20 protein-coding genes are annotated in these 25,000 nt (G+C 30.1%); all 20 read left to right on the plus strand.

The window, feature by feature from the left end:
• Positions 1-75 precede the first annotated feature (75 nt).
• The 20 genes from H8S10_RS08595 to H8S10_RS08690 all read left to right on the plus strand — a co-directional run bounded on the left by H8S10_RS08595 (position 76) and on the right by H8S10_RS08690 (position 24,666).
• The gene (locus H8S10_RS08595) at positions 76-795 is read left to right on the plus strand and encodes an ABC transporter ATP-binding protein (protein WP_186838583.1); all 720 of its coding nucleotides are present in this window, start codon (positions 76-78) and stop codon (positions 793-795) included.
• Positions 795-1,817 carry an ABC transporter permease subunit gene (locus H8S10_RS08600; RefSeq protein WP_055264465.1) on the plus strand — a complete coding sequence of 341 codons (1,023 nt, stop codon included), beginning with the start codon at positions 795-797 and terminating at the stop codon, positions 1,815-1,817. Before H8S10_RS08595 ends, H8S10_RS08600 begins: the two co-directional genes overlap by 1 nt.
• A gap of 168 nt (positions 1,818-1,985) precedes the next feature.
• Positions 1,986-2,450: a GNAT family N-acetyltransferase gene (locus tag H8S10_RS08605; protein WP_055264548.1), complete on the plus strand. Its 465-nt coding sequence runs from the start codon at positions 1,986-1,988 to the stop codon at positions 2,448-2,450.
• A gap of 208 nt (positions 2,451-2,658) precedes the next feature.
• Positions 2,659-3,225 carry a methyltransferase domain-containing protein gene (locus H8S10_RS08610; protein WP_186838584.1) on the plus strand — a complete coding sequence of 189 codons (567 nt, stop codon included), beginning with the start codon at positions 2,659-2,661 and terminating at the stop codon, positions 3,223-3,225.
• Positions 3,226-3,519: 294 nt separating this feature from the next.
• A complete protein-coding gene (gene treP / locus H8S10_RS08615) occupies positions 3,520-4,932 on the plus strand; it encodes a PTS system trehalose-specific EIIBC component (protein ID WP_186838585.1) in 1,413 nt (470 codons plus the stop codon).
• 101 nt (positions 4,933-5,033) lie between these two features.
• Entirely contained in the window at positions 5,034-6,698 is a 1,665-nt protein-coding gene (gene treC / locus H8S10_RS08620; protein WP_055264459.1) for an alpha,alpha-phosphotrehalase, read from the plus strand.
• A 34-nt stretch (positions 6,699-6,732) separates the two neighbouring features.
• Entirely contained in the window at positions 6,733-7,440 is a 708-nt protein-coding gene (gene treR, locus H8S10_RS08625) for a trehalose operon repressor (RefSeq protein ID WP_186838586.1), read from the plus strand.
• 271 nt (positions 7,441-7,711) lie between these two features.
• Entirely contained in the window at positions 7,712-8,653 is a 942-nt protein-coding gene (locus tag H8S10_RS08630; protein ID WP_186838587.1) for a glycoside hydrolase family 25 protein, read from the plus strand.
• Positions 8,654-8,987: 334 nt separating this feature from the next.
• Complete coding sequence (locus H8S10_RS08635) at positions 8,988-10,457, plus strand: VanW family protein (RefSeq protein WP_243175854.1); 1,470 nt, start codon at positions 8,988-8,990, stop codon at positions 10,455-10,457.
• 137 nt (positions 10,458-10,594) lie between these two features.
• Positions 10,595-11,437 (plus strand): Cof-type HAD-IIB family hydrolase, encoded by an 843-nt coding sequence (locus H8S10_RS08640; RefSeq protein WP_186838589.1) that lies wholly within the window; start codon positions 10,595-10,597, stop codon positions 11,435-11,437.
• Between the two features lie 65 nt (positions 11,438-11,502).
• A complete protein-coding gene (gene splB / locus H8S10_RS08645; RefSeq protein WP_055264449.1) occupies positions 11,503-12,528 on the plus strand; it encodes a spore photoproduct lyase in 1,026 nt (341 codons plus the stop codon).
• A gap of 111 nt (positions 12,529-12,639) precedes the next feature.
• On the plus strand, positions 12,640-13,101 hold the full coding sequence (locus H8S10_RS08650) for a tRNA (cytidine(34)-2'-O)-methyltransferase (RefSeq protein ID WP_055264447.1): 462 nt from the start codon (positions 12,640-12,642) through the stop codon (positions 13,099-13,101).
• Between the two features lie 19 nt (positions 13,102-13,120).
• The gene (locus H8S10_RS08655; protein WP_055264445.1) at positions 13,121-13,957 is read left to right on the plus strand and encodes a DegV family protein; all 837 of its coding nucleotides are present in this window, start codon (positions 13,121-13,123) and stop codon (positions 13,955-13,957) included.
• Between the two features lie 139 nt (positions 13,958-14,096).
• The gene (rpoN, locus tag H8S10_RS08660) at positions 14,097-15,470 is read left to right on the plus strand and encodes an RNA polymerase factor sigma-54 (protein ID WP_186838590.1); all 1,374 of its coding nucleotides are present in this window, start codon (positions 14,097-14,099) and stop codon (positions 15,468-15,470) included.
• A gap of 182 nt (positions 15,471-15,652) precedes the next feature.
• A complete protein-coding gene (locus H8S10_RS08665) occupies positions 15,653-16,699 on the plus strand; it encodes a sugar-binding domain-containing protein (protein WP_055264441.1) in 1,047 nt (348 codons plus the stop codon).
• A 45-nt stretch (positions 16,700-16,744) separates the two neighbouring features.
• The gene (gene gap, locus H8S10_RS08670) at positions 16,745-17,764 is read left to right on the plus strand and encodes a type I glyceraldehyde-3-phosphate dehydrogenase (protein WP_055264439.1); all 1,020 of its coding nucleotides are present in this window, start codon (positions 16,745-16,747) and stop codon (positions 17,762-17,764) included.
• Positions 17,765-17,917: 153 nt separating this feature from the next.
• Entirely contained in the window at positions 17,918-19,096 is a 1,179-nt protein-coding gene (locus tag H8S10_RS08675; protein WP_055264437.1) for a phosphoglycerate kinase, read from the plus strand.
• A 325-nt stretch (positions 19,097-19,421) separates the two neighbouring features.
• Positions 19,422-20,168 carry a triose-phosphate isomerase gene (tpiA, locus tag H8S10_RS08680; protein WP_055264435.1) on the plus strand — a complete coding sequence of 249 codons (747 nt, stop codon included), beginning with the start codon at positions 19,422-19,424 and terminating at the stop codon, positions 20,166-20,168.
• A 496-nt stretch (positions 20,169-20,664) separates the two neighbouring features.
• Complete coding sequence (gpmI, locus tag H8S10_RS08685) at positions 20,665-22,203, plus strand: 2,3-bisphosphoglycerate-independent phosphoglycerate mutase (protein ID WP_055264433.1); 1,539 nt, start codon at positions 20,665-20,667, stop codon at positions 22,201-22,203.
• 273 nt (positions 22,204-22,476) lie between these two features.
• Entirely contained in the window at positions 22,477-24,666 is a 2,190-nt protein-coding gene (locus H8S10_RS08690) for an alpha-galactosidase (RefSeq protein WP_186838591.1), read from the plus strand.
• The last annotated feature ends 334 nt before the right edge of the window (positions 24,667-25,000 follow it).

The raw sequence follows: 25,000 nt of genomic DNA on the forward strand, positions 1-25,000 counted from the left end.
GTTGCTATGCTAGTTTTAATGTCAATTTACATTTGCTCTTTTTTTGTACTCATAATTAAGTATGGAGGTTAACTTATGAATAAAACTGTTTTAAAAGTTGAAGGCTTAAGTAAGTCTTTTAAAAAGAGAAGAATAGTTGATAATGTTTCTTTTGAAGCTAAAGCAGGAGAAATTCTAGGGTTTTTAGGAGCTAATGGAGCAGGAAAAACCACTACAATAAGAATGATAACAGGACTTATAAGTGCAGATAGTGGAACGGTTATAATAGATGGACATAATATAAAAAGTAACTTTGAAAAGGCTATGGATAATGTAGGAGCGATAGTTGAAATTCCATTTTTATATGAATATATGACTGGAATGGAAAATATAAAGCTTTTTGCTAAGCTTTATAAAGCATCAGAAGAAGGGGTAAATGAGGCTATAAAGGTTTCTGGACTTAAGGATAGATTAAATGATAAGGTTAAAGAGTATTCTTTAGGTATGAAACAAAGAATTGGCCTAGCTGTAGCTCTTATGAAGCAACCTAAATTATTAATTTTAGATGAGCCTACTAACGGTTTAGATCCAATGGGAATAAAAGATTTAAGAGAATTCTTAAAGGATTTATCACATAATAAAAATATTTCGGTAGTGGTTTCAAGTCATATATTAATGGAAATGGAACAACTATGTGATAGAGTTGTTATTATCTCAGATGGGAAAGTTATATGTACTAAAACCATGGATGAAATTAATAAAGAGTCTTCTTTAGAAGAAGTATTTATAAATTCTATAAAGGAGGCTGAAAAATAATGAACGATGTTTTATATTTAAGTAAACTAGAGTTTAGTAAGATGTTTAAAAGTAAAATAGCTAAAGTTGGAATAATATTATCTTTTATAATTATGATTGGATTAACTATATCTGAATATAGTGATATGAAAAGAGTAAGGGAATACGAAAGTACTAATGGAACTTCAACGACTTTTGATTGGAGAGAGAGGGAAGAATATCTTATATCGCAGAAGGATGTTATGTTGAGTGATCCATATTATGATGAGATTCAAAAAGATGAGATAAATAAGAGAATTGAAATTGCAGAATATAGATTAGAGCATAATATTACAAAGGATTATGAAAAAAATATATGGTGGTTCTTTGCTGATAATTCTTTTAATTGGGTATTTAGATTTATAATTTTAACAGTAGTATTAGTTGGAGTATTTAATGTAGCTAGTGAATATAACAATAAAACTATAAATATGTGGCTTGTATCACCATATAAACGTTGGAAGGTGCTTACATCAAAGTATTTAGCAATTTTAATTTATGGATTAGAAATATTAGGAATAGTTCTTGTAATGGGATTATTGTCTGGAATAATAATTCATGGATTTGATAGGATATCTAGTCAAACTATACTTTATGGAGTGAATGGACCGTATGTTATTAGTACAGCTCTATATTCAGTTATTATAGTATTATTAAAACTTGTTGAGTTAATATTCTCAATAGCTTTAGCATTTATGATAGCTGTACTTTTAAAGTCAGTATCATTTGCTACAATAACATCTATAATAACTATATTCTTAGTATCACCAGTAGTTTTATATGCTGGGAAGATGAGTAGATTAATAAACTATTTACCATTTAATCATTTAGATTTTAGAAAGTTTTTAGATTATGGAACAGTATTACCACAAATAAATAATGATTTTCAAAGTATTGTAATTCAAGGATTTACACCAGTAATTGCCGCTTTAATAGTAGGTGCTTATATTGCTTTATTTATGGCAATTACTTATGGAGTGTTCTGCAAGAGAGATGTTATTTAGATGAAGTTCAGTTTTATAGGGAAATATTTATCAAGTGAGATAAAGTGATAATACAACATTAAATTGTTTGAATCAACGATTTAATGTTGTATTTTTTTATTGAGAAGAAAGTGAATAAATGGTAATATTTTTTAAAGCATATAGTATTTACCGGGAGATAGGATGGGTATGATAGAGATTAAAAATATCAGAAATAATAATGAAAAGTCAAGAATTACAAATTATATATTAAGAGAGTTACCAGAATGGTTTGGAATTGAAGAGTCAATAGTAGAGTATGTTGAAGAAGTTAAAAAGTATGATTTTTATGGAGCATATAATAATGGAAAAGCAGTAGGATTTATAAGTATAAAATATAATAATAAGTATACAGCAGAAGTGTATCTTATAGGAATACTAAAGGAATATCAAAATCAAAAGATTGGTAGAAAGTTAATTGAAATTACTGAAAAATTATTAATTGAAGATGAAATTAAATTTTTTATGGTAAAAACTTTAGGGGAATCTCATCCAGATGAAAATTATAAAATAACTAGAGAGTTTTATAAAAAACTAGGTTTTTATCCATTAGAAGAAATCAAAGAGATATGGGGAGAGAGTAATCCGTGCTTAATTATGGTTAAGACTTTATAAAGTGTGATATATGGGGAGGGTAGTATGTACAATATTAAGTTTAAGGGAAAATACAAAGATGAAGAAACACTCGTATGATGATTTTAGGTGGCATTGGAGATTATCTTAATATATATAATACTATTAAGTAGGTACCTAAAGGTGCAAAGGCTATGTGTTATGGATTTAATTTATATTGGTTTGATTAAATAGAGATAGGAGATAAATAATGGAGTATATGGGAGATAAAAATTATTGGGATAGTAAATTTGAAATTAGAGGAGATAGCCTATTAAGTCCTGAAAAAGCTTTGGTTAATAATATAGGATATTTAAAGACAGGAACTGTGCTTGATGTCGCATGTGGAGATGGAAGAAATACTTTGTATTTACTTCAAAAGGGATTTGATGTAACTGGCATAGATTTTAGTAATAGAGCCCTTGAACGATTAAATGCTTTTGCTACGAGGGCTGGGTACGAAGTTGAAACAAAGCAGGTTGATTTAAGTGGTAGTAATTCTTTAAATGAGTTGAAGAATTTTGATAATATAGTAATTAACCATTATAGAGCAAGTAAAGAAGTATTAAAAGACATATCAAAGCACATAAATGATGAAGGAATTTTGTTTGTATGTGGTTTCGGGTATAAGCATAAAGTAGATTTTAAAATTAGACAGGAAGATTTAATTTTGGAAAGTGATTTTGAAGAAATAAAAAATATGTTTAATTTAATTAAGTATGAAGAAAATGAAGATGAAAGAGGATTTTTTGTAACTTATATTTTAAAAAAGTATTAATTTACTAATTAAGCAATAGAGAATTAAAAGATAAATATCATATATTTGAAAAATCGATGTAATAAATACATCGATTTTTTTGCTAAAAGATAAATAAAAAGGTATTATTTGAGGCATTTAAGTTAATGATAGCTTTAATAATGAAGTATTGTCAGAAATTGCTTATGAAAAGAATTACACAAAATTGTTGACAAAGATGTACGTACAAGTTATTATAAAGACATAAAACATGTACGTACAAGTTTATGTAAAGGTATAAATGTGTATGTATAGAATAAAACAGGAGGCACTAACATGGGAAAATATATTGATGATTCAAGAGCTTTACTTGAATATGTAGGTGGAAAAGATAATATTGGTGCAGTTACACACTGTGTAACTCGTATGAGATTTGTCCTAAAGGATACATCATTAGCAAATAAGGATAAAATTGAAAGCTTAAAATCTGTAAAAGGAACATTTGTACAAGCTGGACAATTTCAAGTTATAATAGGGAACACTGTTGGAGAGTTTTATAATGATTTTATAAAGGTATCTGGAGTTGAAGGTACTAATAAAGATGACGTGAAAGATGCAGCAAAATCTAATATGACTTTTATTCAAAGACTTATGGCAAATTTAGCTGAAATCTTCTCACCACTTATTCCAGCAATTATAGTTGGTGGTTTAATATTAGGATTTAGAAATTTAATTGGAGATGTTAAGTTTTTTGAAGATGGTACAAAAACTTTAATAGAAATATCTCAATTTTGGGCAGGAACACATAGTTTCTTATGGTTAATAGGAGAGGCTATATTCCACTTCTTACCTGTAGGTATTACATGGGCAATAACTAAGAAGATGGGAACAACCCAAATATTAGGTATAGTTTTAGGGATTACTTTAGTATCACCTCAGCTTTTAAATGCTTATGCAGTATCAGGGGGAGGAGATATTCCTTTCTGGGATTTTGGATTTGCACAAGTTAACATGATAGGTTACCAAGCACAAGTTATGCCAGCTATACTTGCAGGTTTCACACTAGTATATCTAGAAAGATTCTTTAGAAAGATTACACCTGCATCAATCTCAATGATAATAGTTCCATTCTTTGCTTTAGTACCAACTGTACTTATTGCACATGTTGTGTTAGGACCAATAGGTTGGACAATAGGGTCATGGATTTCAACTGTTGTATATGCAGGATTAACATCATCATTTAGATGGTTATTTGCAGGAATATTTGGTTTTGCTTATGCACCATTAGTAATTACAGGATTACATCATATGACAAATGCAATAGACCTTCAGTTAATGGCTCAAGTTGGTGGAACATCATTATGGCCAATGATAGCTTTATCAAATATAGCTCAAGGGTCAGCGGTTTTAGCGATGATATACTTACAAAGAAAGAATGAAGAAGAAAAGCAAGTTTCAATACCAGCATGTATTTCAGCATACTTAGGTGTAACTGAACCAGCATTATTCGGTGTAAACTTAAAATACGGATTCCCATTCATATGTGGAATGATAGGATCAGGTATAGCAGCTATAATATCAGTAGGTTCTGGAGTTATGGCAAATGCAATAGGAATTGGTGGTCTTCCAGGAATACTTTCAATTCAACCAAATAGCATACCAATGTTTGCAGTAGCTATGGTTGTTGCGATAGTAGTACCTTTTATACTAACAGTAGTAGTAGGTAGAAAAAAATTAAATGTAGCATAACTTGAAATAGTAAATTTAGTAGCAAAGGTTGGATAATATATATTCTTAAAGAATGAATCATATATTATCCATTCTTTGGTTGATAAAAGGAGATAGATATAATGAAAGATTTTAGAGAAAGTGTTGTTTATCAAATATACCCTAAATCATTTAATGATTCTAATGGAGATGGAATTGGAGATATAAACGGAGTAACTGAGAAGTTAGATTATTTAAAGACATTAGGTGTAGATTACATATGGTTAACACCAGTGTATGTATCTCCACAAAAAGATAATGGTTATGATATTGAGGACTATTATAAAATAGACCCAAGAATGGGAACTATGGAGGATTTTGAAAGATTAGTTGAAGAAGCTAAAAAGAGAGATATAGATATAATGCTTGATATGGTATTTAACCATACTTCTACAGAACATTGGTGGTTTAAAGAAGCATTAAAAGGAAATGAAAAGTATAAGAATTTTTATATTTTCAAAAAAGGTAAAGATAATGAACCACCTACAAATTGGATTTCGAAATTTGGCGGAAATGCTTGGGAGTACGTTGAAAATATGGACGAGTATTATCTTCATTTATTTGATGTAACTCAAGGGGATTTAAATTGGGAAAATGAAGAAGTAAGAAACGAGATATATAAAGTAGTTAACTTCTGGATTGAAAAAGGAGTTAAAGGCTTTAGATTAGATGTAATAAACCTTATTTCTAAACCGGATGAATTAGAAAATGACTATATTGGAGATGGAAGAAGATTTTATACTGATGGGCCAAGAATACATGAGCATCTAAAAGAATTAAATGAAAATACCTTTGGTAAACATGAGGATATAATTACTGTTGGAGAGATGTCATCAACTTCAGTTGAAAACTGTATTAAATATTCTAATCCAGATGAAAAAGAGCTTTCTATGGTATTTAATTTTCATCATTTAAAGGTGGATTATGAAAATGGTGATAAGTGGACCTTAATGGATTTTGACTTTAAGATGTTAAAAGATATCTTTAAGAAATGGCAAGAGGAAATGCAAGAAGGTAATGGATGGAGTGCGTTATTCTGGTGTAATCATGATCAGCCTAGAGCGATATCTAGATTTGGTAATGATAAAGAGTACTTTAATGAAAGTGGTAAAATGTTAGCAACTGCTATACATATGATGAGAGGAACTCCTTATATTTATCAAGGTGAAGAGTTTGGAATGACTAATCCATATTTTGAGTCTATTGAAGATTATAGGGATGTTGAATCAATAAATTACTATAATATATTAAAAGATAACGGTGAACCAGTTGATAAAATATTAGATATACTAAAATCTAAATCAAGAGATAACTCTAGAACTCCTATTCAGTGGAATGATAAAGAAAATGCAGGATTTACAACTGGAGCTCCATGGATACCTATAGGAAAATCATATGAAAAAATAAATGCAGAAAAAGCAGTTAATGATAGCAATTCTATATTTAATCATTATAAAAAGTTAATACAATTAAGAAAAGAATATGATGTAATTTCTAAAGGTAATATAGAGATGATATTAGAAGATCATACTGAAGTTTTAGCTTATTTAAGAAATTATGAAAATAAGAGTTTAGTAGTATTAAATAATTTCTATGGAAAGCAGGCTAAAGTGAATATTCCTGAAAGTATATTAAATGGTATTAAAGCTTCTAATATATTACTATCAAACTACTCAGATTCAGCTAAGTTAGGAGAAGAAATTATCTTAAGACCATACGAATCGATTGCTTATTATATTGAGAAATAGCATTTAGTTATGTTAAAATATTTCTGGTGATAAAATGGATAAGAAATATTTGAACATATACAATATATTGGTAAATAAAATAGAGAATAATGAGTATCAGGCAAATGATAAACTTCCTTCAGAAAAAGAAATAATGAATGATTACAATGTGTCTAGGGATACTGTAAGAAAGGCTCTGAATATGTTAGAACAGAATGGATATATTCAGAAAACTAAGGGAAAAGGATCTTTTGTACTTGATATAGGTAAATTTAATTTTCCTGTATCAGGGGTAGTTAGTTTTAAGGAGATTTCAGGGAAACTAGGAATGAAGGTAGAAACTATAGTTGAAAGTTTAGAATGTATAGTTCCTAAAAAAAATATTGCAAGAGGGTTGGAGCTATCTGGAGATGATAAGGTCTGGAGAGTAGTAAGAGCGAGATCTGTAGATGATGAAAAAATCATTTTAGATAAAGATTATATCGTGCAGAAGTTTGTTGAAAATCTTACTTATGATATCTGTAAGGAATCTCTATATGACTATATAGAGGGGGAGCTAGGACTGAAAATTGCATATGCAAAAAAAGAGATAACAGTCCAGAATGCAACAGAAGAGGATAAAAAGTACCTAGATATGAAAGGTTTTGAAATGATAGTAGTAGTAAAAAGCTATACATATTTAGATGATACTAGTTTATTTCAATATACTGAATCTAGACATAGGCCAGATAAATTTGTTTTTGTAGATTTTGCTAGAAGATGATATAAGGATAGTTAATAATTTATTTATTAAAGTAATAAATAGTACTTGTAATAGATTATTTAGGTTATATATTACTGAATTAATGTTAGAATATTAAAAAGATAAAAAGTAAGTTAGTGTAAACTAGCTTATTTTTTATTTTTAGTAAAGATATTAATAAGAATCAACACTAAGTGTAATACAGTTATTTTTAATGATTAAATTTATAGTAACCATTTATAAAGTTTAATAATATCCTATATATTAAGGAAAACTTTATTTTGGAGGAACTATGCAAAATAAAAATGACAAAAGTCTATTTGGAGTAGATATAAACGAGTATACGCAAAATGTTGATTTTACAGTATTAGCTACAAAAATAGATTTTTTATACCTAAGAGCCTCAGGTTCAGCATCAGGAAGATTTAGAAGAGATAATAAGTTCTTAGAATTTGCACAAAAATCGAGAGAGTATGGGATACCAGTTGGGGCATATCACTTTGGCGTTCCTGCTGATGATTTAACTACTGCAGATGCTCAATGTGATGATTTTATCGAAGTTTTACAAGACGGATTTGGGAAAAAAGATTATGGAGATTTATTTCCAGTCATAGATGTAGAAGTACCTACAGATAAATCACTTGCAGTAGAAACTGTAGTAAATTGGATTGATAGATTTAGAAAGAGATTTGAAAAGAAAACTAGAAGAAGGATAATGTTATATACAGGAACTTTCTATGTTGAACTTTATAATAATTTCTTTATTCCGGGTAGAGGCTATCCTTTAAAGAATATGATTCTTTGGATTGCAATGTATACAGCCATTCCAGGAAATCCAGCATATCCACCAGATGTAGGCGGATGGACAAGATGGAGAGTATGGCAATATAGTGAAAGTGCAAATGTACAAGGTATTGGCAATCCTGTAGATGCTAACTGGGGACCAAATAGTATTGACTATCTAATTCAACCTAGAAGCGTAACAGGGCTTAGAGCTACTAAGAGAGGAAATACTATAAATATTAGATGGAACGCAAATACTGATGCAGATTTACTAGGATATAATTTGTTTGCAAATAATTATTGGATAGGAACAGTAGATGCTAATGATACAGAGTTTACTATTCCAGTATCTTCATTGCCATTTACTCAAAGTGGACCAATAAAAATAAGTATTGAAGCATTTGATTTAGATGGTGAAACATCAAGAGTAAGAACCACAGTAACAGTTTAAAATAAAGCACGAAACACCTTTTAAATTAAGAGTTAAGAGTTAAAAGTGAAAAATTAAGAATAAAATTGATACTCAGTTTCTAAATTTATAGGTATTTAAAGTCATCTAAGGTGACTTTATTACTAAACTCTTAACTCTATACTCTTAATGTTCAACTAAGAAAATATTATTTGTAATATTTTTCGGTATGGGAAATAATTGTAAGGGTTTTGTAATTGTAATAAGAGGGAGAATAGTCTATAATTATAATAGATATTGTAAAAATATCTGTTTTTATATTGTACTAATAGCATAATTTTATATTTTATGTAAAAAGTGGGGAGGAATGAAGCTTTTGAGCAATAATAATTCTAATGGAACTAAAGACTTTTTTACTAAACATAAGAAAGTTATTGCAATTTCAGGAATAGCAGTTTTAGCAGTAGCTGCAACTGTTGGAGGAGTAATGGCTAACATCAATAATAAAGTAAAGTCTTGGGAAGATAAAGTTTATCCTGGGGTACATGCTTATGGAGTAGATTTAAGTGGTAAGACTAAGGATGAGGCAGTTGCAATTTTAAATGATCAATTAGCTACATTAGTTAATGATAAAAGTATAACAGTAACTGTTGGTGACAAAAGTTTTAATATCAAGTACGCAGATATAGGTTCAACTATAAATGCGGATAAAACTGCAGAAGAAGCTTTAGCTTATGGAAAAGAAGAAGGGATGTTTAAAAAGAACTCTTACATAAAAGATGGAGTTGATACTGAAGTTAATACTGAACTAACTTATGATGAAGCTAAGCTTAAAGAATTCGAAGATAAGATAAATACAGAGGTAGAAATTCCTGCCGTAGATGCTTCGATAACTATAAGTTATGGAGAGAAGTATATAACTCCAGAAGTTATAGGTAAGAAAATAAATGCAGAAGAATTACATACAAAATTAGTTGACTGTATAGATCCTGATCCAAATAAAGTAGAAACTGTTTCTTTAGAGTTACAAGATTATAGTCCTAGAATAACTGCAGAAGAATTAAATAAAATTGATGGAATAATAGGAAGTTTTAGTGGCTCTTACACTAATGATGGAACTGGAAGAGTTACTAATATGCAATTAGCTACAGGTTATATAAACGGAACTCTTTTAATGCCAGGAGATGAATTTAGTTATAATAAGACTATATTAGATACAACTCCGGAAAATGGATATAAGGAAGCTAATACATATGTAGGAAGTGAAGTAGTTCCTAATTATGGAGGAGGAGTATGTCAAATATCTACTTTCCTTTATAGAGCAGTAATAACATCTAACATAAGATCTACAATAAGATATAACCATTCAATGATGGTTGGTTATTCAGAGCCAAGCCTAGATGCTACAGTTTTCGAAGGAGATATAGATTACAGATTTATAAATACATATAATTCTCCAATATATATAGAAGGCTATATGGGTGGAAGCACAATTACATTCAATGTATATGGAAATACTTCTGAAAAAGGCAATAAGACTTATGAGCTTGTCAATAATGTAATAGAAAAGTATGACTATACTACAGAATATGTAGATGATCCTACTTTAGAAGAGGGTAAGACTAGAACAAAGCTTAATGGAGCTCCAGGATATAAATCAGAAGGATATTTAATTACTTATGAAAATGGTGTGGAAGTTAATAGAGAATTAATATCTACAGATGTATATCAACCTATGAATGCAATAGTTTTAAGAGGAACTAAAAAGGTTGAAGCACCAAAACCAGAGGAAAAACCAGAAGAGAAGCCAACTGAAAATACAGAAGGACAAACACCAGCACAATAATAGAAAAAAGGAGCTTTTTAGCTCCTTTTTTTAAATTTTTGCTATATTCTTAGTAAAAATTTAGAATATTTTATGTAATTCTTAAGAGTTAGATGGTATTATATATTATAGCTAGTATTTGAACAAAGGAGTTAAGTATGAAATACAAAATGGTTTGCATTGATATGGATGGAACTTTACTTGGAAAGAGAAAAAAGATTTCGGAATTTAGTAAAGACATTATAAAAAAGGCGCATGATATGGGTGTAGAAATTGTTGTTACAACAGGAAGGCTATATAATAATGCAGCATATTTTTCACAGCTTTTAGGTGTGGACTCTCCAGTGATTGCAGCCAATGGGGCAATTGTTATAGATCAAAAGACTAATGATATTATATATGAAAGCGCAATACCAGAAGTAGAGTGTATGAAGGTGTTAAAAATATTAAATAAATATAAAGTACCGTTTCATTTTCATACTACCGACACTATATATTGTAATAACTGGTTCAGTAAACTGGGCACTCAAGTTTATATGACAAAACAAGTTTATTATGAACATTTAAATATAAATTACTATACTGTAAAGACTGAAAAAGAATGGGCTGAAATTTTTAAAAAAGAAAATGGACGAATGGCTAAATGTATAGCATTTTCACCAAGTAGTAAAGATATTTTAAAAGTAAGAAAAGAATTAGATAGCTTAGAAAATATAGTTTATTTTGGTTCAGGTAACCATAGTACAGAGATAAATTTTAAGGGTGTATCTAAAGGAAATTCAGTAAAAGTTTTAAGTGAAAAATATGGAATAAAAAGAGAAGAAATTATTTGCATTGGTGATAATGAAAATGATATATCCATGATTAAGTATGCTGGTCTTGGTATTGCTATGGCAAATGCTATTGATGAAGTAAAGTCAGCAGCTCAATATATTACAGATTCAAATAAAAATGATGGAGTAGCTAAAGCTATTAAAAAGTTTATATTAGATAAAGAATAGAAAATCACATTCCTAAGAATTATATTTTTAAATATACAGAAAATAATTCTAAGGAGTGTGATTTTATGTTTATTCCCAAAAGAATTATATTTGAAAAAGGCTCATTAGATTATGAAATAGGACAGAATGTATACAATTATTTTAAAGATAATACTAAAGTAGAGAAAATTATACTCACATCTAATAAAGTTAAACAAAACATTCCTTATAATGATTATTTGCCTGAATTCTACAAAGAAGGAAAGAGAACATTAGTAGTAGGAGTAAAGAAAGGGCTGAAATTTCAATCTTGTAAACCGTCAGCTCATTATCAGTTACCTTTATATTCAGGATGCATGGGACAATGCCAATATTGTTATTTAAATACCAATTTAGGAGATAAACCATATGCTAAAATAAATTCAAATATTGATGATATATTAAAGCAAGCTCAAAAATATATTGATGAGAGGTTGCCTAGTATTACCATATTTGAAGGATCAGCTACATCTGACCCACTACCAATGGAACCTTATGCTGGATCGTTAAAAAAGACTATAGAATTTTTTGCTAACAATACTAATGGCCGATTTAGATTTGTAAGTAAATTTAATGACGTGGATACTTTGTTAGATATAAAACATAACGGCAAAACAGAGGTGAGGTTTACTTTAAATACAGATAAAGTTATTAATGAGTATGAAAATGCTACTGCATCTATCACTTTACGATTAGAAGCGTGTGAAAAAATAGCTAATGCCTGTTATCCTTTAGGGTTTATAATTGCACCGGTATTTTTATATAATAACTATAAAGAAGATTATAAAAAACTTTTATTAGACTTAAGAGAGAAATTACCGAAGAGTATGAAAAATCCACCATCATTTGAGGTAATATCTCATAGATATACAACAAGAGCAAAAAATGTAATAATGGAAGTTTTTCCAGAAAATACATTACCGATGAATGATGATGAGCGTAAATATAAATATGGACAATTTGGTTATGGAAAATATGTATATAAGACGGAAGAACTTGATGATATGAAGGAGTTTTTCAAAAAAGAGATAAGTGAAATTTTTCCGGAAAGTGAAATAAAATATATTATTTAACAATCTGTAAAAAACTTTGACTATTAAAATTGGATATAGTATTATTATTTTTATAAGAGATTATAGAGTAAGGTGTTTATCATCTTGCTTTTTGTTTTGGAGGGAAATTCCTTGAATTTGAATATTGTATTATATCAACCAGAAATTCCACAAAATACTGGAAATATAGCAAGAACATGTGTGTTAACTAATTCAACATTACACTTAATAAAGCCGTTAGGATTTAGTATTGATGATAAGGCAGTAAAAAGATCAGGATTAGATTACTGGAGTGAGTTAAAGTTAGAAGTTCATGAGTCATATGAAGATTTTATAAATAAGTATGGAGATAGAAGAATATTTTTAGCATCTACTCATGGTGGTAATTACTATAATGAGGAAAGTTATAAGCCGGGTGACTTCATAATGTTTGGAAGAGAGTCAAAAGGTGTACCACAAGAAGTACATGAAGCTCATACAAATATAAGAGTGCCGATGATTAAGACAAGTACTAGAAGTCTAAACCTTTCTAATACAGTTGCAATTATAGCATATGAAGCATTAAGACAAATGGACTTTCCGGATATGAAATAATGGATGGGGAGGAATTGTTATGCAAAAGATTAAGATAATAACTGATAGTACTCTTGATATACCAGTAGATTTAATAAAGAAGAATGACATAGAAGTTATGCCTTTATTAATTAATTTTGGTGAAGATAGTTATTTAGATGGAGTTGATATTACTCCAACTGAAATGATTGAAAGAATAAACAGAGAAAATGTTTTACCAACTACAGCACAAATTACTCCAACTAGATTTGAAGAAACTTTTAAAAAGTATTTAGATCAAGGATATAAAATAGTAACTTTAGTGCTTTCTTCAGAAATGAGCGGAACATATCAATCAGCTTGTATAGCTAAAGATATGCTTGAAACAGAAGATATAGTTGTAATTGATTCTAAAAATGTTACATCAGGATTAGGATTATTAGTTTTAAAAGCTTGTAGATTAAGAGATAATGGAGCTTCAATTAAAGAAATTGAAGAAGAAATTCTAAAGACTAGAGATAAGGTTAAATGTACACTTAATTTTGAATCATTAGATAATCTTGTAAGAGGTGGAAGACTACCAAAAGTTGCTGGAGCTATAGGAACAGCTTTAGGTTTAAGACTTATACTAGAAATAAAAGATGGTAAGATGGCTGTTAAGGATAAAGTAAGAGGAAGTAAAAAAGCTTTTAAGAAATTAATATCTGATTTTGAAAGTGCAGATGTTGATTTTAAAGAACCAGTTATATTAACAGACTTATTAAATGAAGATGTATATTTTGAATTAAAGAAATACTTAGAAGAAAAAGATATAGAATACGTAGATGCAAAGGTTGGATGTACAGTTGGTATACACTCTGGAATTAAACCTTGTGGATTATTCTTTATTGTGAAATAATAAAAGGCTTGTGCTTATGCACGAGCTTTTTTTATAATTTTTTCAGTAAACTTTTACAAAGAATATATTGGAATATATTAAAAATAAAGGTATACTAAAAGTGTGGTATTTATAAAAGAAAACAAAAGAGGGATGTTATATGAAGTTAGATTTTAATCTGAATTTATCTCAGCAGCAAAAACTTGTAATGACACAAAATATGCAATTATCAATAAATATTTTACAGATGTCAGCTTGTGAGTTAAGAGAATTTATCAATAAAGAATTAGAAGAAAATCCTATTATTGATAGTGATTTTAATTTAAAAAAGGATACTGAAATTGAGCAATATAAAAAGATGATAGAATCTATGGAGTATGATAATAGTATTTACAATTCATATTCTAAAGGAGAGTATGATGAAGAGGGAGTATCGCCTTTAAATTTTGTGTCTGAGAAAAAGACTTTGAAAAGTTATTTGTATGAGCAATTACATACTAATAAAGAAGTAAAGAACTTAAGAATTATTATAGATTACATGATTGAATCTTTAGATAGTAGAGGGTACCTTGACGAAACTGTAGAGAACATATGTAATAAATTTAATATTTCGGAAGAAAAATGTGTACAAGCGCTAGAGATATTACAAGATTTAGAACCAGCAGGTATTGGGGGAAGAAATCTAAAGGAAAGTCTTTTAATCCAATTAAAAAGAAAAAAGAAATTAGATTTAAATCTGGAGAATATAATAAATAATTATTTAGATTTAGTGGCTGATAATAAATTTAAAGATATAGCAAAATATTTAAATATATCTCAAATAGAAGCTCAAAATTATGGAGATATAATAAGAGAATTGGAACCCAAGCCATCTAGAGGGTATTATACAGGTGATGACGTGAAATTTATAACTCCTGATGCTTATATAAAAAAGATAGATAAAGAGTATATAGTTATTATGAATAATGATATAGTACCCCAATTATCTATTAATGGAGTATATAAAAATTTACTTCTTCATGGAAGTGATAAAGAAGTTGAAAGTTATATTAAAGAGAAAATTGGAAGTGCTATGTTTTTAATAAAAAGTATTAATAATAGAGAAAATACTTTAAGAATAATCTTAGAAGATATAATAAAAAGGCAAAAAGAATATTTAGACAAAGGAAAAAAATATTTAAAGCCAATGATGCTCAAAGACATAGCAGAGGATATAAACATGCATGAATCTACTGTAAGTAGAGCTATTAAGGATAAATATATTTTAACTAGTTACGGAACTGTTAAGATAAAGGACTTATTCACAGTTGGATATAGTACAAGAAGTTCTTCAGATGGAAAAGATGTATCTGCGAAGAATATTAAAGATATAATAAAAGAGATTATTGATAGTGAAGATAAGAAAAGACCTCTTTCGGATGAAATGATATGTACAGAACTTTCTAAAAAAAATCTGAATATATCAAGAAGGACAGTGGCAAAATATAGAGAGGAAATGGGAATAAAATCTTCTAGCAAGAGAAAAAGGATATAGCAGACGTAGGGAAGACAGGATTTTGGAGAAGAATATTCCTATTTCTATTTTTCTCAATTATAAAAATATTATAAAAAATTTACAGAAAGCCTTTTAAATTTAGTAAAGATGCTTTATAATGAAATAGGTGGGACATGAAAAGATAGTAGTGGGACATAAATGGTCCAAAAGGAGGGTTAATAGTGCAGGAAATATTAAGCTTACAAAAAAAGATAGTTCCTGAGCTAGTTGAAGTTCTTGAAAAAAGATATAATATTTTAAGAACTATCTATTATAACCAACCAATTGGAAGAAGAGTTTTAGCAAGTGAACTTAATTTAGGTGAGAGAATAGTAAGAACTGAAATAAGTTTTTTAAAATCTCAAGGCTTAATAGAAGTGAATACTCCAGGTATGAGTGTTACTGAAGATGGGAAAGTAATAGTCAAAAGACTAAAAGAGTTTATACATGAACTTAAAGGTCTTGCTGATGTTGAAGAGTGTTTAAGATCTTGTTTAGGATTAAAAGATGTTATAATAGTCCCGGGAGATGTAGATAGTAATCCTACTGTTTTAAAAGATTTAGGAAAAGCAGCGGCAACTTATGTTAAGAAAATTTTAAAAGATAATAACATAATTGCTATAACTGGTGGATCTACGATTAAAGAGGTTGTAGAAGCATTTCCTAAAATCAATAATGTTTCCAATGTATTAGTAGTACCAGCTCGTGGTGGTATGGGGCGAAAAGTAGAGAGCCAAGCTAATACGCTAGCAGCTTCTTTAGCTAAAAAAATTAATGCATCATATAAACTTCTACATATTCCAGAGAATGTTAGTGCAGAAGTTCTTGATGGTTTACTTAAAGAAAGTCAAGTTAAGGATGTAATTGAGTCAATTCAAAAGGCAGATATACTTATCTATGGAATTGGTAATGCAATCCATATGGCTAAAAAAAGAGAAGCATCCGATGAGTTTATAAAAAAACTTGAGGACATGGGAGCTATAGGAGAGGCTTATGGATGTTATTTTAATAAAGATTGTCAGATGATATCTGAAAATAACTCTATAGGAATAAATTTAAACAATGCTAAAAAAATTAGAACACATATTGCAGTTGCTGCTGGGAAGAATAAGATTGATGCGATAATTGCAACAGAAATGTATAATCGTAATGCTGTATTGGTTACAGACGAAAATACAGGAAAAGAAATATGTGAGATAATAAAAAGCAACAATTTAAACAAGCTTTAAAATTTAATTTTAAATATAAATATCTAATTTTAGGAGGTAACTTTAATGGCAAATGTTAGAGTAGCAATTAATGGTTTTGGACGTATTGGACGTCTTGCATTTAGACAAATGTTCGGTGCAGAAGGGTATGAAGTTGTAGCAATCAACGACTTAACAAGCCCAAAAATGTTAGCACACTTATTAAAATATGATTCAGCTCAAGGTAGATACGAATTAGGTGATACAGTTGTTGCTGGTGAAGATTCTATCACTGTTGATGGAAAAGAAATCAGAATCTACGCTGAAGCTGATGCTAATAAACTTCCTTGGGGAGAAATCGGAGTAGACGTAGTATTAGAATGTACTGGATTCTACGTATCAAAAGCTAAGTCTCAAGCTCACATCAATGCAGGTGCTAAGAAAGTTGTTATATCAGCTCCAGCTGGAAACGACCTTCCAACAGTTGTATTCAACGTAAACCAAGATATATTAACAGCTGAAGATACTATAATCTCTGCTGCATCTTGTACAACAAACTGTTTAGCTCCAATGGCTAAAGCTTTAAATGACTATGCACCAATTCAATCTGGTATAATGTCAACTATCCACGCTTACACTGGAGATCAAATGATCTTAGACGGACCTCAAAGAAAAGGTGATTTAAGAAGAGCTAGAGCTGGTGCTGTTAACATAGTTCCAAACTCTACAGGAGCTGCTAAAGCTATCGGATTAGTTATTCCAGAATTAAACGGAAAATTAATCGGTTCTGCACAAAGAGTTCCAGTTCCAACAGGATCATCTACAATTTTAGTTGCTGTAGTTAAGGGTGAAAATGTAACTGTTGAAGGAATCAACGCTGCTATGAAAGCTGCTTCAAACGAATCATTCGGTTACACTGAAGAAGAATTAGTTTCTTCAGATATCATCGGAATCAAGTACGGTTCATTATTCGATGCAACTCAAACTATGGTTTCTGAATTAGGAAATGGTTTATACCAAGTTCAAGTTGTTTCTTGGTACGACAACGAAAACTCATACACTAGCCAAATGGTTAGAACTATTAAATACTTCTCTGAATTAGCTTAATATTTAATAGTTAATTAAATACGGATTAGATGCCTATAAAGGCACTTTTATAAGATCCTAAAAAACGGGTCCGGTCTCTAAGGTATACCTATAGGACCGGGCTCATTTTAAAATTAGGAATAAAATTATTTATAAAATTATGAGGTGAAGAGAATGAACTTTAATAAGAAGACTATCGAAGACGTTCAAGTAAACGGTAAAAGAGTTTTAGTTAGATGTGACTTTAACGTTCCACTAAAAGATGGAGTTATAACTGATGAAAATAGATTAGTTGGAGCTCTTCCAACAATCAAATATTTAGTAGAAAATGGAGCAAAAGTTATACTTTGCTCACACTTAGGAAAAGATGCTTCTAAGACTTTAGCACCAGTAGCTGTAAGATTAAGCGAAATGTTAGGTAAAGAAGTAGTATTCGCTAGAGACGAAGAAGTTGTTGGCGAAAACGCTAGAAAAGCTGTTGCTGATATGAAAGACGGAGACGTTGTATTATTAGAAAACACTAGATGCAGAAAAGAAGAAACTAAAAACGGAGAAGAATTATCTAAAGAATTAGCTTCTTTATGTGATATCTACGTTAATGATGCTTTCGGAACTGCTCACAGAGCTCACTCTTCAACAGAAGGTGTTACAAAATTTGTTGACACTGCTGTTTGTGGATACTTAATTCAAAAAGAATTAAAGTTCTTAGGAGAAGCTGTAAATGCTCCAGTTAGACCTTTCGTTGCTATATTAGGTGGATCAAAGGTTTCTGATAAGATAGCTGTTATCAACAACTTATTAGAAAAAGTTGATACAATAATCATCGGTGGAGGAATGGCTTACACATTCTTAAAAGCTCAAGGATACGAAATCGGAACTTCTTTATGTGAAGACGATAGAATGGACTACGCTAAAGAAATGATAGCTAAAGCTGAAGCTAACGGAGTTAAATTCTTATTACCAGTAGACCACAGAATTGCTGATGGATTCAAGGATGTTGAAGCTACAGTTACTGAAGATCAAAACATTCCAGCAGGATTCATGGGATTAGATATCGGACCAAAGACAGAAGCTTTATATGCTGATGCTATAAAAGATGCTAAGACTGTTATCTGGAACGGACCAATGGGAGTATTCGAATTCGAAAACTTCAACAAAGGAACAATAGCTGTTGCTAAGGCTATGGCTGATGCAGATGCTACAACAGTTATCGGTGGAGGAGACTCAGCTGCTGCTGTTAACATCTTAGGATTTGGAGATAAGATGACTCACATCTCTACAGGTGGTGGAGCTTCATTAGAATTCTTAGAAGGTAAAGTATTACCAGGAATCGCTGCTTTAAACGATAAGTAAGAGCCAAAATCTTCGATTTTGTAGCTCGCACTTATGCAGGGCTAAGTAAGAGTCCAAATTTTAATTTGGGTACTCGAACTTACACCTACGAACATATGTGAGTAGGTGTTTCCTTAAGCCACTAAATCTCTGATTTAGTGAGGCGAACTTAACTGATAATCAAAATTTTATGTTTTGTTATTGGAAGTTATACAAGTGTGTACACCTACACACGTATGTGAGTAGTGTGCTACCTTAAGTGAAAATCCAAATTTTAATTTGGTTATTTGAACTTACTCCTCCGATAGGAGGAGTTTCATTAAAAAAATTGTATGAGGTGATTATAATGAGAAAAGCTATTATTGCTGGAAACTGGAAAATGCACTACACTCCAGAAGAAGCTGTTAAATTAGTAAATGAATTAAAGCCATTAGTAAAGGATGCTACTTGTGATGTAGTAGTTTGTCCTACTTTTGTTTGCTTAGACGCTGTATTAAAAGCTGTAGAAGGATCAAACATCAAAGTTGCTGCTCAAAACATGCACTTTGAAGAAAAAGGAGCTTTCACTGGTGAAATCGCTCCAAGAATGTTAGAAGCTATGGGTGTTGACTATGTTGTTTTAGGACACAGCGAAAGAAGAGAAATGTTCAACGAAACAGATGAAGCTTTAAACAAGAAAGTTAAAGCTGCTTTTGCTCACAACTTAACTCCAATTCTTTGCTGTGGAGAAACTTTAGAGCAAAGAGAAAACGGAACAACTAACGAAGTAGTTGGAGCTCAAATCAAAGCTGACTTAGAAGGTTTATCAGCTGATTTAGCAGAAAAAGTTGTTATAGCTTACGAACCAATCTGGGCTATCGGAACTGGTAAAACTGCTACTGATGAACAAGCTAACGAAACAATAATGGCAATCAGAGGAATCGTTGCTGAAATGTTCGGTAAAGAAGTTGCTGATAAAGTAAGAATCCAATACGGTGGATCTGTTAAGCCAGGAACTATAAAAGCTCAAATGGCTCAATCTGATATAGATGGTGCTTTAGTTGGTGGAGCTAGCTTAGTTGCTTCAGACTTTGCTGCAATAGTTAACTACTAAAATAGATATAAATTATAAAGAGATAACTCTAAGTGGGTTATCTCTTTTTTATGCAATTTATTAGATTATTATATATAATTGATTTTGGAAATTTAGGAACAGTTAAAATTACATTTGTTAAAGATTCTATTTTTTTATAGAACCAGCTTAGAAAATATATAGTTTTTAGAGGACCTAAAAATAAGTATTAAAGTAAAATAGAAGTAATTTATACAGTGTAATTAACAATGATGTAAAGATAAGAAAAAAGGTCAAATATTATAAAATTTACTAAAGAAATTTCATAGGAAAAATTTTCAACAAACGTTTACAAGAATAGCTATTTAGTTGTGAAGGTTATATAATTATAGTATAATAAAAAAGAATTTGATTAAAGATATATATATTATACCAATTATATCTTAAAGCGAAGAAATTTGTTAAAATGATGCTTTATTTCAAATTCAGCTTTTACGAGTCAAAATAGATGAAATTTTTATATAACTTGGAGGGAATTATGGCGAAGAAACCTGTAATGTTAATGATATTAGATGGATTTGGAATAGCTCCAAATGGTGATGGTAATGCTGTAGAAAAAGCTAAGAAGCCAAATTACGATAACTTACTTGCAAAATATCCACACACTGAAATACAAGCAAGTGGTATGTTTGTAGGATTACCAGATGGACAAATGGGTAACTCAGAAGTTGGTCACTTAAATATAGGTGCAGGAAGAATTATATACCAAGAATTAACAAGAATAACTAAGGAAGCAAATGAAGGCGGATTCGCAAAGAATGAAGCTTTATTAAAGGCTATAGAAAATGTTAAGAAGAATAATTCTGCATTACATTTAATGGGATTATTATCAGACGGGGGAGTACACTCTCATATAGAACACTTAAAAGGATTATTAAAGTTAGCTAAAGATATGAACATAGAAAAAGTATATGTTCACGCATTCATGGATGGAAGAGACGTTCCACCATCATCAGGAAAAGATTTCATAGTTGAATTAGAAAAAGCTATGGAAGAAATCGGAGTTGGTGAAATAGCTACAGTATCAGGAAGATACTATGCTATGGATAGAGACAACAGATGGGAAAGAGTTGAACTTGCTTATAATGCAATGGTATTAGGTAAAGGTGAAACTGCTTCTTCAGCTGTTGAGTGTATGGAAAAATCATACCATGATAATAAGACTGATGAATTCGTATTACCATGCGTTATAGAAAAGAATGGAGCTCCAACAGCTACAATTTCTAACCATGATTCAGTAATATTCTTTAACTTTAGACCAGACAGAGCTAGAGAAATAACTAGAGCTATAAATGATAAGGTATTTACTGGATTTGAAAGAGAAAACTTAGACTTAGTATTTGTTACTATGACTCAATACGACAAGACATTAGAAGGTGTTGAAGTTGCTTACAAGCCACAAAGTATAAATAATACTTTAGGAGAATTCGTTGCGTCTAAAGGATTAAAACAATTAAGAATAGCTGAAACTGAAAAGTATGCTCACGTTACATTCTTCTTCAATGGTGGAGTTGAAAAAGAAAATGAAGGTGAAGATAGAGCTCTTATTGCATCTCCAAAAGTTGCAACTTATGACTTAAAGCCTGAAATGAGTGCTTATGAAGTAACTGAAGAATTAATAAATAGATTAGACCAAGATAAATATGATATGGTTATCTTAAACTATGCTAACCCAGATATGGTTGGACACACTGGTGTTATGGATGCTGCTGTTAAGGCTATAGAAACAGTTGATGAATGTTTAGGAAAAGTAGTTAACAAAGTATTAGAATTAGATGGAACAGTATTTATAACTGCTGACCACGGAAATGCTGAAACTATGATAGACTACTCAAATGGTCAACCATTTACAGCTCACACAACTCAACCAGTTCCATTTGTATGGGTATCAAACCACACAGAAGGAAAGAAATTAAACACAGGTAAGTTAGCTGATATAGCTCCAACAATGTTAAGTGTTATGGGCTTAGAAGCACCAGAAGAAATGACTGGAGAAAACTTAATAGTAAGTAAGTAGTTTATAATAAATAAAAAAGAACTATCGCTGGATTAGGCGATAGTTCTTTTTGCTTTATAAATTATATATTTTTCTTGAATGAGAAGTATAAGTATTGGTAAAATATTGATATGTGTAAAGAATAGGAAATTTTAATTACAGAAAGATATACAAAAAATCAGTAATATTGACTAATATTATTAACTTTATAAATACTATGGAATAAAATAAATAACTATAATATCTTAAGGGTAAAAGATAAATAATAAATTATTTAATATAGGAGAATTTAATATGGGAATAAAATTTATTGAGGATAAGAAAATATTCAAACTAGATGCAAAAGATACATCATATATCATTTCTGTGATAGATGAAGAGCAATTTGTTGGACATGTGTATTTTGGAAAAAAGATAATTGACGAGGATGTAAATTATCTTTTACGTTTAGAGGAGTCACCATATGTACCATCAAAGAATAATCGTGATAGAGTATCATTCTATGATAGTTTCCCCACTGAATACTCCACTCATGGTATAGGAGATTTTAGAGAAAGTTGCCTTCAAGTGATGGATAAAAATGGAAATACAAGTTGTAGACTACAATATTTATCTCATGAAATATATAAAGGTAAGAAAAAGTTAGCGGGATTACCAGCAACATTTGGAGATGATAATGAATGTACAAGCCTTGAAATAACATGTATAGATAATGATTTAAATCTTGAGGTTATTTTAATTTATACAGTATTTGAAAACCTAGATGTAATTACAAGAAGTGTAAGAGTTAAAAATTGTGCAGAAGATTCAATAGCGTTAACAAAGGTTTTATCAGCGTGTATAGATTTCGATGGGATTAATTATGATATGATTTCTCTTCATGGATCATGGGCAAGAGAGAGACACATATCAAGAAAAAAAATAAGTTATGGGAAGCAAGCTGTATCGACTGTACGAGGTGAATCAAGTCATCAAGATAATCCGTTTATAGCTCTTTTAGATAGTTCAGCAACAGATGAAAGTGGAAATGTATATGGATTTAATTTTGTTTATTCAGGAAACTTTTTTACTCAGGTTGAAGGATGTCAATTTGATACTACGAGAGTAGTTATGGGAATTAATCCAGTTGATTTTACATGGGTTTTAGGTAAAGATGAAGAATTTCAAGTTCCAGAAGTAGTTATGGTTTACTCAGATAAAGGAATAGGGAAAATGACTAGAACCTTCCATGATTTATATCGTAATAATTTAATTAGAGGTAGATTTAAAGATAAGAAACGTCCAATATTAATAAATAACTGGGAAGCAACTTATTTTGATTTTAATACAGAAAAGTTATTATCTATAGCTAAGGAAGCATCATCTTTAGGGATAGAAATGCTAGTAATGGATGATGGCTGGTTTGGAAAGAGAAATAAGGATAATTCATCATTAGGAGATTGGATAGTAAATGAAGAAAAAATACAGGGTGGATTAAAATATCTTGTAGATGAAGTGAATAAGTTAGGAATGGAATTTGGTATATGGTTCGAACCAGAAATGATATCACCAGATTCAGATTTATATAGAGCTCATCCAGATTGGTGTATTCATATTGATGGTCGTACACCTGCGTTATGTAGAGAACAATATGTTTTAGATTTATCTAGAAAAGAAATAGTAGACTATATTTATGAAAGTGTTAAAAAGGTTCTTTCAAGTGCTAATATAACTTATGTTAAATGGGATATGAACAGACAAATAACTGATTTAGGTAGTAAATGTATTCCGGCAGAAAGACATGGAGAGTTATTACATAGATATGTTTTAGCTGTTTATGAAATGATGGATAGATTAACTACAGATTTTCCTCATATATTATTAGAAAATTGCTCAGGTGGAGGGGCAAGATTTGATCCAGGTATGTTATATTATAGTCCACAAATATGGTGTTCTGATGATACAGATGCTATTGAAAGATTAAAGATTCAAGAAGGAACAGCTATGGTATATCCACTTTCTTGTATTGGGGCTCATGTTAGTGATTGTCCTAATCATACAGTCGGAAGAAGTACACCTTTTAAAACAAGAGGTCATGTAGCATTAGCAGGTACCTTTGGATATGAATTAGACGTTACTAGAATACCTAAAGAAGATAGAGAGATGATTCCAAAACAAGTTGAAATGTATCATAAATATAATGATTTAGTTAGAACAGGAGACTATTATCGTATAGAAAATTTCTCAGAAAATCATAGTTTTGATTCTTGGGAAGTTGTATCTAAGGATAAAAAAGAAGTTTTAGTTACTTGTGTGCAAGTATTGGGAAGAGCAAATTATCATAGTAGAAGAATAAAGTTAAAGGGATTAGTAGAAGATAAAATGTATAAGTTAGAAGGTACTAAAGAAGTATTTTCAGGTGGAGTCTTAATGCATGGAGGACTTAATATTACAGATTTATATGGAGATTATTCAAGTAAGCTACTACATCTAATTCAAGTATAAATTTAATAAAAATATGCTAAGCGTTAAAAAGTTTAGCATATTTTTTTATTTTTAAGTATTTAGTGAAACTAATATTTATAAAAAGTGACAATAAAAAATATACAAATCTTAATATATATATACGATAATTATTCCCTATACTCAGAAACGTTTACAGAGGATTTTAAGAGATTTATACTAAAAACATCAAATAAATAAATTATAAATCTTTTAAAAGAATCTGTTAAGTTGATATGAAAAAATAGCTTGATTTTTCATAGAATTGCTCGCTCTTTGAAAATTATATAAGTTTGAATTTTTTATTGTATGGTAAACAAACCTACAATAAAATTGA

This window comes from Clostridium sp. NSJ-49 (genome assembly GCF_014287725.1).
GTDB lineage: Bacteria > Bacillota > Clostridia > Clostridiales > Clostridiaceae > Clostridium > Clostridium disporicum_B.